Below are 12,871 nucleotides of genomic sequence, written 5' to 3' on the forward strand. Positions count from 1 at the left end.
TCCATAAAACCATCCCCGGTCATGCGTGGTGGGCTTACCGGTGTTCCGTTCAGACGCTCCTGATCCGCCATCCGCTCCACCTCCACCTTGCTGCCGACGTTCAGAGCGATATTCGCTCAACCAGTAAACTCCGGGTGCGCGGGGCTGCGGGGGCAGAAACACCGCTAAACAGATGACGCCAATCAGCAATACCACGCCGTGCGGGATGACAAAAGCCGGGCCGGAATGGCCCACGGCAGCAACTCTTTCAGGCTGAATGCCAGCATCAATATCATGCTAAGAATGTTATAGTGGCACACTGAATTTGGCCTGACCTGCTCCCCGTTGATTAACATAAACTGATTTAGCAACTTCCGCTTTTGGCACGGAGCGGACAGAGAGTAAAATCACCAAGCACCTTGAACAGCGCCGTCTGATGCTGCAATGGTGGGCTAATTTTCTGGATGCTAACAGCAGCGGTCTGGTTAGGCTGTTTGACAGTATCAGAACCGTGGCAAGAAACGGTATTCCGGTTCCGTTTAACGTCAGATGTTTCTGTTCCGCACTATCGACGAACTGGAACAGGCCCCCGTCAGCTACGATTAAAGGCAATGCCTGTTTAACAGAATAGAAAGAAACGTCAGAACCCGTCGATGAGGAAGTCTATTGCAGCCTTTACCTGAGTACGGTACTGCGAAGCATCACAAAACACCGCACCCAAGGCCTGGACAGGGATACTTGCCAGTTCGTGGGTCATTACGGCGTATTCTTTGCCGTCCGTCAGCATGACGACGGGGACAAGGCGATCCGGTCGGCGGCCTGCCGGATACTTTTCAATAGGGAGCAATGGGATCACTATCCGACGATTCAATTGTCCAATAAAGCACTCAGGTTAATACCCCTTCACGCGCTCTTACCAGTAAGGCACGCTCCACCGTCATGGTCACGCTCTGCGTGTTGCGTTGTTTCGCGGTCATGGTTTCTCTCCTGCATGAAACATGTGCGCATTACACGGCACAATACACTTATCATAACACCAAAAAGAGGCCCGGCTACCGTTGCAGTCCTGCAAACTTCACAGTCAGTCGTCATATCTAAGCCGTCGTTTACTGCAATCACCGATGTACAAACGCCGTTTGCGGGATGAGCGGGCTCTTTGCCGCCCGCCCCCGCAGCCTGCGAATTTTCCGGGCATCGAATACCCGGAAAATTCGCAGGGAAATTAATCTCCCTGAGACTTCTGTCATTCTGCCGCTCCGCAATAAGGTTAAAGCCGCACTCCTTTGCGGCTTATCATCTCCGACTCAAATTTTATCCATTAGGTAACGATGTGCTTTTGAGGCGGCGCTGGCCGCTTTGAAAACATAGCGCTTATCGTTTTTCAGCGCCTGGAGCCATGAGGCAATATAGCTTTCATGCTGAACCTCTCCGATGATCCCCAGATCCGCCATCAGAAAAGCACTTCCCAGCTCCGCCACTAATTCCTCCTCCGCATAATCTGCACTGCCAAATTTCCCTTTCATTTCACGGTTAAGTCGTTTTTTACCACCACTCCAGTGAACCAACTCATGCAGTCCGGTAGCATAGAAATTAGCTGCATCTGAAAACAGATGGCGCTCTGGCAGCCAGACTTCATCAGTTAAGGGCCTGAAAAAGGCGTTTTGTCCTTTCTCAATGATGTTTGCGCCGCTCTTCTGGAACAGATTTTCAGCCTCCGGCAACGAGTCAAAGGTTGCTTCTGGACTGACTGTTTCAGTTGTCAGTGGAAGGTCATCAATTTGTTCAACATTGAACACATTGAAGGTTTTCAGCATCGGAATCTGGTCGATTTCACCGTCTTCGTTTTCTTTCTCTAAGGTTGTATAGAAAATTGCCGTCGTGCCGTGCTCGCCTTTGCGAACCTGCCCACCTACTGCCTGCGCCTGTTTGTAGGTCATCCAGCGTGAATCACCGAAGCCCTGTTCTGATGCACTGCACCACAACAGCATGATATTCATTCCGCTATACGAGATACCGGTTGCAAAGTTGGAAGGCAACCCAGACATGCCCGGCACTCGTTGCCACGGGCAAGACCACGGTTTTACACCAGCTTCCAGTGCGGTAATGATGCTATTGGTGACAGTCTGATAAATATCGGTTTTAGTTTTGGAAAATTTCGTTTTTGAGGAGCCTGACTGCTCCAGCGGGGATACGCTGGTCGCCGCTGCGGTGTTAGGGGCGCTAGTCTGGGTATGCAGGGAAATCGTCATGGTTTTTTCTCCGTCAGTGGTGTGATTTTCGTCTTCGTATCGCCTGACGGTTCGCTTTCCCGGCATCGTTCCGTACTGCAAGGGCGCAGAATGCGTGCCATTTACCCTTGCGGGACGGGTTGTGTTGGGAAACGATTAACCGGAAGCTGATACGGGAACGGAAAGCACACGGGAGAAAAAATCTGCCCCTGCATAGGCAGGCGTAGCGCCCCTTAGACCGCAGTGGTGAAAGGGACTGGATAGTGGTGAGCTGGGACATAGATAGACAGTAACGTTTCGTCAGTTGTAGCTGGTATTGGTCCCATAGCCTGCCTAGTAATCCAGTACTTGACAGTTTCCGAAGGAAAATGAATACTATAAGTAGCAAATGCTAGACTATGTACACAACGCAAACTCGCGGAGCATCGAATATGGCTGAAACAGCACAATCACTTGATTTATTTGATAATGAAAGTGCAGAGCTAGAGTCCCAACTAGAGAAAAAAATGACGAATCATTGCGAATTGCTTGTTGGTGATGCCCGTAAACTTCTATTACAGATTCCAGATGGACATTTCAATTGTATTGTTACATCTCCTCCTTATTGGGGGTTGAGGGACTATGGCGTCGAAGGTCAAATTGGAGCCGAAACCACAGTTGATAATTACATAGCAGATCTAGTGACTCTGTTTCGCGAAGCAAGGCGCACTCTTGCTGACGATGGCACTCTTTGGTTAAACATTGGTGATAGTTACACCTCTGGTGGTCGTACATGGCGCGATGCGGATGCAAAAAATAAAGGTCGTGCAATGAACTATAGAGCACCAACGCCAGAGGGATTAAAACCCAAAGATTTGATCGGTGTGCCATGGAAACTAGCATTCGCCCTTCAGGCTGATGGCTGGTACCTCCGGACAGACATTATCTGGAACAAACCTAACTGCCAGCCAGAAAGTGTTAAGGATCGGCCAACACGAGCTCATGAATATGTATTCTTGTTCTCTAAATCGGAGAAGTATTACTATGATTGGAGCGCAATCAAAGAACCCGCTGTTGATCCTAAGAAAAAATCAAAGAATAGACGAACAGTATGGAACATCAACACAGAGCCATTCCCAGGTAGTCATTTTGCTGTTTACCCAAGGGCCCTTGTTCGCTTATGCATAGCAGCCGGTTCCCCTGAAAATGGCCGGGTCCTTGATCCATTTTTCGGTTCAGGAACTACCGGCGTTGTGTGTAATGAGCTTGGTAGAAACTGTGTCGGAATTGAGCTAAATGAAGAATATGCTCAATTAGCTCATAAGCGATTATTAAATGGGCGTTGACTTAAAAATCCAGTGCGCATGCACCTTGCAGAGATCTTTTCGAAGGTGCTTTATCTGGAGCTTACGTTCGGTACCACCATCAAAATATAGAGCGTATTTGAGATTCCCAGCAGTATCCCTCACATAACCATAACCTGGCTGGGGGTTCTGCTTGCTTTTAGTACAAATCTCCAATTCACAAGTTTCGGCCTCAAGCAGGAGTCCTTTGGGAATCTCGACTAGCTCATAGCGAATATTCGTCTCCACATTTGTCAGTCGACGAAGTGTAAATATGCGATCATAACTTTGCATATGTTCAAGAAATAGGTCTAGTAATAAATTAAGTTCCCACTTACCTCGGCCTAACTCCATCCACTTACTTATATGAATTAAATTATCTTTAATATTTGCTGCTGCTTCGGTCTTCAAGCTAACCGGTATACCGCAAATATTAATATCATGCCCTCGATTAGTTCGACTCTTCACTAACTGAGCGTGAATACCTGCCGCATTCAGTACCGACTCAAATGCGAATTCAAATCGATCTTTACTAAGCGCCTGACGACTACCTGCATGATGGCTCAACAATCGATCACCAAATGAAGCAAGAACAGCATCAGTTACCACATCAGAATCTGAAGCTCGTTCAAATTCATACTGGTTATCAAACGCATTCATAACAGACTTTACCCATTGCTGCTGCGATGGGGTCATACGCAGAAAAGCTTCGATAATCTCGTCAATATCTTTATTTGTAATAGACATCCAAGTTATCCACCTATTCGCTACTCAATGCTTGGTAAGTAATTCGGGAACTGTTATGCCTAGCGTGGAAGCTAAAACCTCCAACGTGCTAAGAGTGACATTACGTTCATGGCGCTCTACTGAACCAATATATGTGCGATGCAAATTACATAACTCGGCCAGTTCTTCTTGAGAAAGCCCCTTTTGTCTACGGAAAGTCTTTATGTTCTCAGCAAGTACAGCCCGAAGAGTGTCACTCGATTTTCTAACCATGCTTAGGCCCCAATGGATCATTTTGGGATTATTATAAAATGATGACTATAAGACGACAGACTATAAGTAGCAAAAGGCATACATAACATGCATATAAGGGATTGAACGACTCTCAATCGATTCCCGCCAAAGTTAGTAATTTTTTCATCAAAGGCATGAAGTCACCCATGAAGAAGCGTCTTTCCGACGAAACAGATCAGTATTATTTGCTCCCTTCCCTTTGTTCAGTACCGGCGTAAAGTAGAGTTTTCGGCCCGTCTTCTCCGTCAACAAGAGGTCATTCGGCATGAAAAAGACGCCTCATACCGAAGAACAGATTGCGTTTGCACTGAAGCAGGCCGAAACCGGCACGCTGGTAGAGGAAGTCTGCAGAAAAAAGATGTGAATTTCAGAAGCCACCTTTCACAGTTGGAAAAAGAAGTTCGGTGGCATGGGCGTGACGGAGCTGCGCCGGTTGTGACAGTTGGAGGAAGATAACCACCATCCGAAACGACTTGTAGCGGACCTGAGTCTGGACAAGGAGATGTTGCAGGATGTCATCCGAAAAAAGTTCTGAGGCCCGTGAAAAGCGTGAAGCGGTGACATACCTGTTGGAAGTTTACCGTATCGGACTGCATCGTAGCTGTCGTTTGATGATGCAGAGCCGTATGATGTATCACTACCGCAGTTGCCGTAATGACCGGGCCGCCACACTGCGGATAAGGGAAAATGCCGAGACCCGTATTCGTTACAGCGTTCAGCGTATTCATATCCTTCTGCGCCGGGAATGATGGTTGATTACCCATAAAAAACATCGCATTTATTGTCAGGAAGGACTGAATCTGCGGACAAAACGTCCCCACCTGCATGTCACAGCCGGATACCGACGTGCGCGTCTGGCCTTCAGTGCAACAGATCAGTGCTGAAGCATGGACTTCGTAGCTGATAATCTGTTCAACGAACGTCGGATCCGGGCGCTAACTGCAGTGGATAATTTTAGTCGGGAATGTCTGGCGCTCCAGATTGGTCAGGGGCTGTGTGGGGATGATGTGGTCGCGGTGATGGAGTGTCTAAGGCAGTTACAGAAGCTCGTACCGGGACGGCTGAAGACCGATAACGGCAGCGAATTTATTTCCAAAACGATGGATCAATGGGTGTACGAGATGATGTGACGATGGACGTCTCTCGGCCCGGCAAACCAACAGATAACGCGCTGATAGAGTCGTTTAACGGCAGTTTTCGGGACGAGTGTCTGAACATTCACTAGTTCCTGCCACTGGAAGATGCGCAGGAAAAAGTCGAATGCTTGCGGTAGGAATATAACCAGAAAAGACCGATCTCTCATTAAATAGCAAGACTCCGGCGGAATTTTCTCGAAGTCTGAAAAATGCCCCGGATCTCTGATTTAACCTGGCACCGATATTGGGACGAAATCAAAAAACTGGGTATTTAGAAAGAGCATGAGCTAAAATGAGTGCGCTTCAAGCTTGACAGAAATATAAAACGATAAGCTCATTAATAAACAATCAAAAAAAATTAATCATAAGGATAAAAAATATGGACAGTAACAATGATTTCACTATAGGAACTTGCAAACTTTGCGATGCTAAGAACACCAAATTGATCGACAGTCATTATTTACCATCATTTTTTTATTCCCGGATATATGATATAAAAGACAGTAATCATACACTGAATCTAATACAGTCCGATTGGACAAAAAGAAACATCGGAGATCATCAAATAACCAAATACATGCTATGTAAATGTTGTGAAGATCTTTTCAGTAAAAACGGAGAAACATCATTCCCTAACTTAGCACTCCCAATAAATAAAAAAAACCCGTTGCTTTTTGTGAAGTTAATTAGACACTTATTACCAAAGACAAATAAAAACTTAACACTTCCTAATTTAAATAATTTTGATAATGATAGCATTTACTATTTTATCATTAGCATGTTTTGGAGAAGCTCACTTAACTGGAATGCACACGAATATGACAAAAGAACATTTCAGTGCCAATTTAAAGAGAAAATAATTGCTGAAATGAAATCATACCTACAAAATAAAACAATCCCTTCAAGTTTCAAAATATTGGTGATTCCATTATTAAAAAAAACATATCACGCTTGTTCTTTCCCAAAAGAATCCAACTTAAAAAATGGAGGAAAATATTATTCATTTAACATATTTCAATATATTTTTATACTATTGGATAATTCCTTGGCTGAGGAAAAAGTCCCAGAGATTCAAAATGGCAAAATAACATATTGTATTTCAGATTACTTTGAAGACAACTTCGCATATCAGTTTTACCGAAGTTATAAAGAAAGCAAGACCAAAGGTAAAAAGAATCTCGATATATCATGGGCAGATCAAAAAAACATTATATTTTGGTCATTCACTGGATCATTACATCCATTGTATTTCATTCCCGGAAATTATTTAATTAAAGAGTCAAATATATCCTGGAATAAAGATAGCATCTGATTAAAGCCCCTACTTCAGAGTGCTAAAATCAGTTCTGTAAAACCCGCTCCGGTTGGTGGTCATTCTGGTGGTCTTGACAGGCAGCAGATTCTTGTTTAGCTTATTTATTAGCCAGTTACTGGCAAAGGCGATCCCAGTCAGAGGAGCCATATTAGAGAAGCCCGCTTAAGGAAACTTAAGCGGGCTTTTTGCTTTTATGCCATTTTCTGAGCAGTAAAACTGCTGACCTCGACTCATCGCGGATTGAGGGTGCTAAGGTCAATGTGCTTCTGCGAACAGTCCGATTAAGTTCAATGATCACGACGCAGTCTAATGCACGAGACCTCGCCTTTATCCTGACCCAAACTGAATTATTGAGCTGGCTGTCATTGGTCAAATACCTGCTGGGGAAGTAAACCAACTATGTGTTCAAATCATGGGTCAGCGTTTCTTTCATTCTTTCTTTCATCTATTCATTCACGGAGTTGAAAACGACAGCCTCATTGAAGTGGAGTTTCGAAGTCTCTCTCTTGTCATCATTTTTGATTGGTGCTTTTTATCGTAAATACATCCTGACGTACAGTTCACCTCTTAATGAAATAGACGTGTGTATTGGATAGGCCGCGTCATTCGAAATAAAAAGTCGATGGTTTTAAATTACAGATTATGTGGTCTTTCAGCTCGTTATTCGTCAATAGTGAGATTGTGTTATTTATAGACAATGTATGGTTTTATGATTTGTATTTCTACAGCATATTACTACTTATATTGTTCTGTAGTTCAAAATTAAATGATGAGATTTAACTCACTATAAAAAAGAAATCTATTGTGAACAAAGAATGAAAATAAGCTAAGCGTGAATGCTGGCGGTGGAAAATAATCCACCATATCGCTCCGTTTCACGGTTAAGTTTTACTCCCACTTGTCGTATTTATTTAATGACAGGCGGATTATCGACTCAGTGTAACTTTCGATGACGCCAAATAGCAATGAAGCAGCGTAATGCTGCCAAACTGGACAATATTTGATGAAGAGGGTATATCGAAGACAACGTGTTCAACGGAAAAATACATGTGAATGAGAGCCTCCAGATCTGGTCTGGAGGCCCGGATAGATTCAATATGCAGACTACTTGCTACCTGACAATAAGGTAGAGAATACTCTTATTATTTAGAAGGATTTGAATGCTACCGTGAGTCGATTGATGGAACCTGATGATTCTGGCAGCGACAGTACGACATCAACGTTTTCTGCGATGCTGTTTATAATATCGATCTCACAAGACTTGTCAGAATTGAGCAGAATATCGGCTGTATTAGTAAAATAACCATCAATTGTGGCAGAACCAGTGACAGATACCCTAACCTGAGTTATTTCGGCGCGAAGACCAGACGACTGCGCAGTTTTAAGATATATGGAACAAGGCGTGATTCCGTTGGCAGGCGCTCCCGTAGAATAGTTTAGGTATTGAATATTACCATTTCCCTGAGTGTAAGACCCAAAACGAACCACTTGACGAACGCTGACACCAGGGTTATTTAAGGCTTCTGCTGTAACTTCTACATTATTTTGCACTGATGAACGAAGCTTAAAGCTGCTTTCACCATTTTGATTGAGAATGGGCTGATACGTGCTAGAACCCGACTCATTGAAAACAGCATTACCTACTGCCGATAAAACAACTGTTGACCCGGCCTGGCCTTTTACGACGCCCTGGTTATATGGATAAAGATGAACAGCATTATAATCTGTATTCACGGCTCCCGTGGAGATGATCATACTGAGTTCATCGACGCTGCCGCTTAAATCAAGTATAGCTTCACTAAATTCTGATACTCCCAATATGACACCATTACGTCTGACCTGATAGCTGGCCAATAAAATACCTTTATCCTTGAGAACTTCGAGTTTACTTTCAGGAATAAAGAAAGTCATTCCCGCAGTGATATTCGAAGCCAATATTATTTGTGATTCTACACCACCATTTGTAATATCCCCTGACGCGCTCTTGCCCATCCAATAGAGCGTCACTGTATCATTTACCTTAATGTCAGTGTATGGGCCAACATAAACATAGGTGCCAGCATTGGCTGTAATACTGCTCTGGTAAATCACACTGTTCACGGCATCACTGAAAACAGGCGCTGGATATTTTATCTCTGGCTTTCCGTCAATAATTTCAACAGTTACCTTGTAAGACGTTCCTGTATTACCTGCCACATCGCGGGAGGTATAGCTAATAGAATGCACTCCGACATCCAGACCTGTCGTTATGACCACAACAATAGGGAAATCGGAGGCCAAATCATCTACGATAACTTCTTTTACAGGCAGGTTATCCCATAATACCGTAATGTAATCACCGCGTGCGGCATCATCATACTGCTGGATACGAACAAATACGCCGCCCGCAACATTCAGGTCATTAAGGCTTATGGAATTGTCTGATGTCATCTGCGGTAAATTCGGCGCCGGGAGGGCAGTTACTGCATTTACCATATAAAACTCCTTCAATGAGGTCGGTAAAATCCAGAGATGGGACTGCCCCACCCCTGGAACCGGGTTTAAGCCTTAGGCAGATGTGGCGGAACCGTATCAATAATCACTGTTTTCGTGAAAGATGATCCCGCTACGGCAACAGAACCCGTTCCTGTCACGGTGTACCAGAACTGTCCACGGACGTCATCAAAGGTATCTTTGCTGTCCATAATTGCATCTTTCGGTATTTCTAAAGGAATCTTTTTATCACTGATTTCATCGTCAGTGACGGTATGGGTCGAGATGGCTTTAGATGGGATAATTTCTGTTTTATAGTTTTTGTCGAACACTCTCATGTAGAGGGTAATGATATTGTTCGCATAAATGACGGCATCGTCCGAACTCTGGGGAAGGATTACGTACGCAGTGACGCCAGTTTCTGGATCTACATCGTCATAGTTGATGGTGTTATTAGAGATGTCGGAGAACTCTGGAGCATCATATAGCGGATTGATATAGGTCCCGCCGGTGACGGTAATCGCCAGAGGCTGTGAATAGGTAATGTTCTGCGCCAAGTCGGTTATGGTGTAGTAAACCGTGTAATCTCCATCGGATAGTACTTCCGTTGCCGAAAAGTCGTTTTTGATGTTGATGATCCAAGGGAAAGTGTCGCTGGTACCATCATCGAAGCGGGAAATTGCATTCTTTCCCCAATAGAAGTTATACAGGTCCCCCGCAACAGGGTCATCGGTATGACGCAAAACCATTGCCTGTACTGTGCCGTTAACCTCTTTTTCGGTCAGTATCCCATTTTTAGCCTGCGGAACGATAGGAGCCGATAAATCATCGGAATAAAAGCCGACTTGCAGGCTTTTTGTATCTTTGTCAGCGTCATCCACGGAAGCTTGGACAATAACGCCCCCTTTTATTTCGCAATCGAGCGTATTTGAAGCAAATCCCGTTGCTGAAGTGAGGCTAGTGGCGCTCCCGAGCGTCGCAGTGGTATGTTCCGGACCTATAATAGTCCATTTGACCGTCATACCCTGCGCGCCTACGCCAGTTTCACTGTTAAATACTTTCGCAGTGAGGTTCAGTGTCGTACCAGGAGCAACAACAGGAACATCTGAAGTTAGTAGAATTGAATTAGCCATAGCATAACCTCTCTTTTCTGATTAATGATTTACTTTCTGAAATATGTTCTGCCTATTTGATATGTCCAGTGACATATTTAGGCCTCGTTAAATATTTAAGCTTATATTTAAAGAATAACTTAATGTAGGATATTATTTTTTATGAGCAATGATCTTTTTTTTAATGAGTTATATCGTGACAATTATCGTGGTAATAATCTAACCTAAAACCATGTGCGATACATCAACGAGATATATACGCATCATCGTTTTACTCTTCTCAGTGTCTCTTCTAAACTGGCTTTAGGAAAACAGGACAAGCGTGATTCATGACTGCAGTTCACAATATTAACCCTCCGTCGTATATCTATTGAATACGATTCAAATTCAGTTTTCCAGCGGCGAACACTGTAGCTGGTAGGATTGTTTAGTCGAGGATGTTTTCCATGCCAGTGAACACCTTTTTCTAAAGAGCAGTCGTAACCCAGAAGAATAATGTTCTCAACCCCTAAACTTATGGCGAAAAGAATCGCCACTATTCCCGTGTTTAATGCTTCTTCCGTTTCTTTATCGAAATAATGTATTTTATATTTCTGTGCTGCGGATTCACTACACGTCCATTTTTGAGCGGGGGAAGTAATAAGATCATAATTATCATTCCACCACGCCTCATCACCTGCAAAAATATATTGACATTCCGGATAGATTGCCCAGCTGGAATTTATCGTTATGACAGGTATTTCATGGTCGCACAGGCGCTGAACATCGGCCTTGCACAACGATGGCCCTGACGCACACACCGCAATGGCATTGGCTGTCATACGTTTCGCTCCACGTTAAGTTTCCCGGCTAAATAGAACGACGGCTGAAAGCATAGCTGCTTATCCCCTCCCGACCAGATTCGCTCTTAATGATAATATTCGGCACAGTCGAACCCTAATCTAAAACCAATGAACCAGATTAGTGCGCTCGGTACCAGGAGTGTTTATCCCGTCGGTCATGCCGTGAATAAAGCCTCGATTTGGGACTCTCAAATACCGGTTCTGAATCAAACACCCATTGATCAGGGTGCTGCACGGCAATATCTGAGTGGTCGATTTGTTTGAACGGATTCCAGAGAGGAAGCGCTAGAAGGCAGCCTGTGTCCAGTTTAGTCCAGAGCCATCGGATAAACAGCCGGCAAACGGATTTACGTCATGACCGAGCGTTTCAGGTCGGGACGCCACAAACTTGCCTATGCCAACGCCTACCTCCACTATGATTTCCTGATAACACCGAGAGACGCCATCCACCTATACTCAGTCCAGGGAGCAGACCCAATCGGAATTCAGTTCATCATTAAATCATTTCACACGAACGCTCCCTTTGGTATGCCGCCGTCATACGTTCAATAAACGGCGTTACCTTAGATGGTAAGTTACTGATGAACTTATTACATTTGTGCTTCATCAGTTGGCAACGGCAGTAGTTATCCGGGTAGATGAAAATGGCCTGGGATAAATCCATGCAACTGCGGTCAGTCACTTTTGAATGATGGTTACTTCCTCCGCAACCTCCCTGCAGACCAATCATTGGACGTCTATAAGCCAGAGCGGCCAGCATCACCACCCCAACGCCACACACCACCATATCTGCCTGCTCGACAAGCGCTAGCATCTGGGTGATTGTTAGCTCACCATGATGTAATTTTTGATGGGCGAAGGGTTCAACGTCAGGGATCCACTCTAGACCCGGTTCATTATCAGCAATACTGACGACATGCCAGCCTTTGTCAGCCAGAATTCTGGCGACGCTGTCGACGTATTCATTAAGAGGGCCACGACTGGCGTTAAACCATTCTGTGCGTACGGTCGTTGGACGGATAACCGCGAGCGGTTTATTTGTGGGGATCCCAATATCAGGCAACGCATAGTGAGGTAAATCAAGATCTGCCGGGGGTATACCAAACTGGCGCTCCATCGTAGTGAAAATGGTGCCCTGTTGCATGTCGACATCACCATAAAAAATACGCTGACAATCTATCCCGGGCGGGACAGGTTCAAAGCGAACCTTCGTCTTATTCTCATTTTTTTTTTGCGTACGTAGGGGGGTGTCTGCCTTAACAAAATGCAGGTTACTGATCCCCTGATAAATTTCCGGCACAGGAGTTTTTAACCAAATCTCATGATTCCTTTGAGCCAATTGCTTTATGAAACAGCGCTGCATGATATTGTCCCCAATACCATGCATTCCATCAAAATAGACTTCTTTCATGGGATACCTTATTCAAGAGATTAATATTATTGGT

Annotated in this window: 9 protein-coding genes and 4 pseudogenes; 4 read left to right on the plus strand and 9 right to left on the minus strand. The window is 44.5% G+C overall.

Going from position 1 to position 12,871, the window contains the following annotated elements:
* Positions 1-391: 391 nt before the first annotated feature.
* Positions 392-478: pseudogene (locus BLU64_RS17590) on the plus strand (mobilization protein mobC); the annotation flags it as partial.
* 141 nt (positions 479-619) lie between these two features.
* On the opposite strand, the pseudogene BLU64_RS05780 reads toward BLU64_RS17590, so the two are convergent.
* The 3 genes and pseudogenes from BLU64_RS05780 to BLU64_RS05785 all read right to left on the minus strand — a co-directional run.
* A pseudogene (locus BLU64_RS05780) lies at positions 620-859 on the minus strand (CcdB family protein); the annotation flags it as partial.
* Positions 856-956 (minus strand): annotated as a pseudogene (locus BLU64_RS17155) (type II toxin-antitoxin system CcdA family antitoxin); the annotation flags it as partial. The pseudogenes BLU64_RS05780 and BLU64_RS17155, both read right to left, overlap by 4 nt.
* A 327-nt stretch (positions 957-1,283) precedes the next feature.
* Positions 1,284-2,228 (minus strand): ArdC family protein, encoded by a 945-nt coding sequence (locus BLU64_RS05785; protein WP_026741512.1) that lies wholly within the window; start codon positions 2,226-2,228, stop codon positions 1,284-1,286.
* A 410-nt stretch (positions 2,229-2,638) separates the two neighbouring features.
* Between BLU64_RS05785 and BLU64_RS05790 the strand changes: the two genes are divergently transcribed.
* A complete protein-coding gene (locus BLU64_RS05790; protein WP_026741511.1) occupies positions 2,639-3,532 on the plus strand; it encodes a DNA-methyltransferase in 894 nt (297 codons plus the stop codon).
* On the opposite strand, the gene BLU64_RS05795 is transcribed toward BLU64_RS05790, so the two are convergent.
* The gene (locus tag BLU64_RS05795; protein ID WP_026741510.1) at positions 3,518-4,276 is read right to left on the minus strand and encodes a hypothetical protein; all 759 of its coding nucleotides are present in this window, start codon (positions 4,274-4,276) and stop codon (positions 3,518-3,520) included. The genes BLU64_RS05790 and BLU64_RS05795 overlap by 15 nt on opposite strands.
* 24 nt (positions 4,277-4,300) lie before the next feature.
* Positions 4,301-4,549 carry a helix-turn-helix domain-containing protein gene (locus BLU64_RS05800; RefSeq protein WP_342341535.1) on the minus strand — a complete coding sequence of 83 codons (249 nt, stop codon included), beginning with the start codon at positions 4,547-4,549 and terminating at the stop codon, positions 4,301-4,303.
* 265 nt (positions 4,550-4,814) lie between these two features.
* On the opposite strand from BLU64_RS05800, the pseudogene BLU64_RS16975 reads away from it, so the two are divergent.
* Both BLU64_RS16975 and BLU64_RS05815 read left to right on the plus strand, forming a co-directional pair.
* A pseudogene (locus tag BLU64_RS16975) lies at positions 4,815-5,911 on the plus strand (IS3 family transposase).
* A gap of 153 nt (positions 5,912-6,064) precedes the next feature.
* Positions 6,065-6,997, plus strand: coding sequence for a hypothetical protein (locus tag BLU64_RS05815; protein ID WP_026741508.1), 933 nt, complete (start codon positions 6,065-6,067; stop codon positions 6,995-6,997).
* A gap of 1,149 nt (positions 6,998-8,146) precedes the next feature.
* Here BLU64_RS05815 and BLU64_RS05820 read toward each other — a convergent pair.
* The 4 genes from BLU64_RS05820 to BLU64_RS05835 form a co-directional block, all read right to left on the minus strand.
* Positions 8,147-9,475 carry a hypothetical protein gene (locus BLU64_RS05820; protein ID WP_026741507.1) on the minus strand — a complete coding sequence of 443 codons (1,329 nt, stop codon included), beginning with the start codon at positions 9,473-9,475 and terminating at the stop codon, positions 8,147-8,149.
* Between the two features lie 65 nt (positions 9,476-9,540).
* On the minus strand, positions 9,541-10,605 hold the full coding sequence (locus tag BLU64_RS05825) for a hypothetical protein (protein WP_026741506.1): 1,065 nt from the start codon (positions 10,603-10,605) through the stop codon (positions 9,541-9,543).
* A 242-nt stretch (positions 10,606-10,847) separates the two neighbouring features.
* Positions 10,848-11,405: a hypothetical protein gene (locus BLU64_RS17160; protein ID WP_139171486.1), complete on the minus strand. Its 558-nt coding sequence runs from the start codon at positions 11,403-11,405 to the stop codon at positions 10,848-10,850.
* A 517-nt stretch (positions 11,406-11,922) separates the two neighbouring features.
* Complete coding sequence (locus BLU64_RS05835) at positions 11,923-12,837, minus strand: hypothetical protein (RefSeq protein ID WP_051625416.1); 915 nt, start codon at positions 12,835-12,837, stop codon at positions 11,923-11,925.
* Positions 12,838-12,871: the final 34 nt, after the last annotated feature.

The sequence above is a fragment of the Lonsdalea quercina genome (assembly GCF_900107885.1).
Taxonomy (GTDB): Bacteria; Pseudomonadota; Gammaproteobacteria; order Enterobacterales; family Enterobacteriaceae; genus Lonsdalea; species Lonsdalea quercina.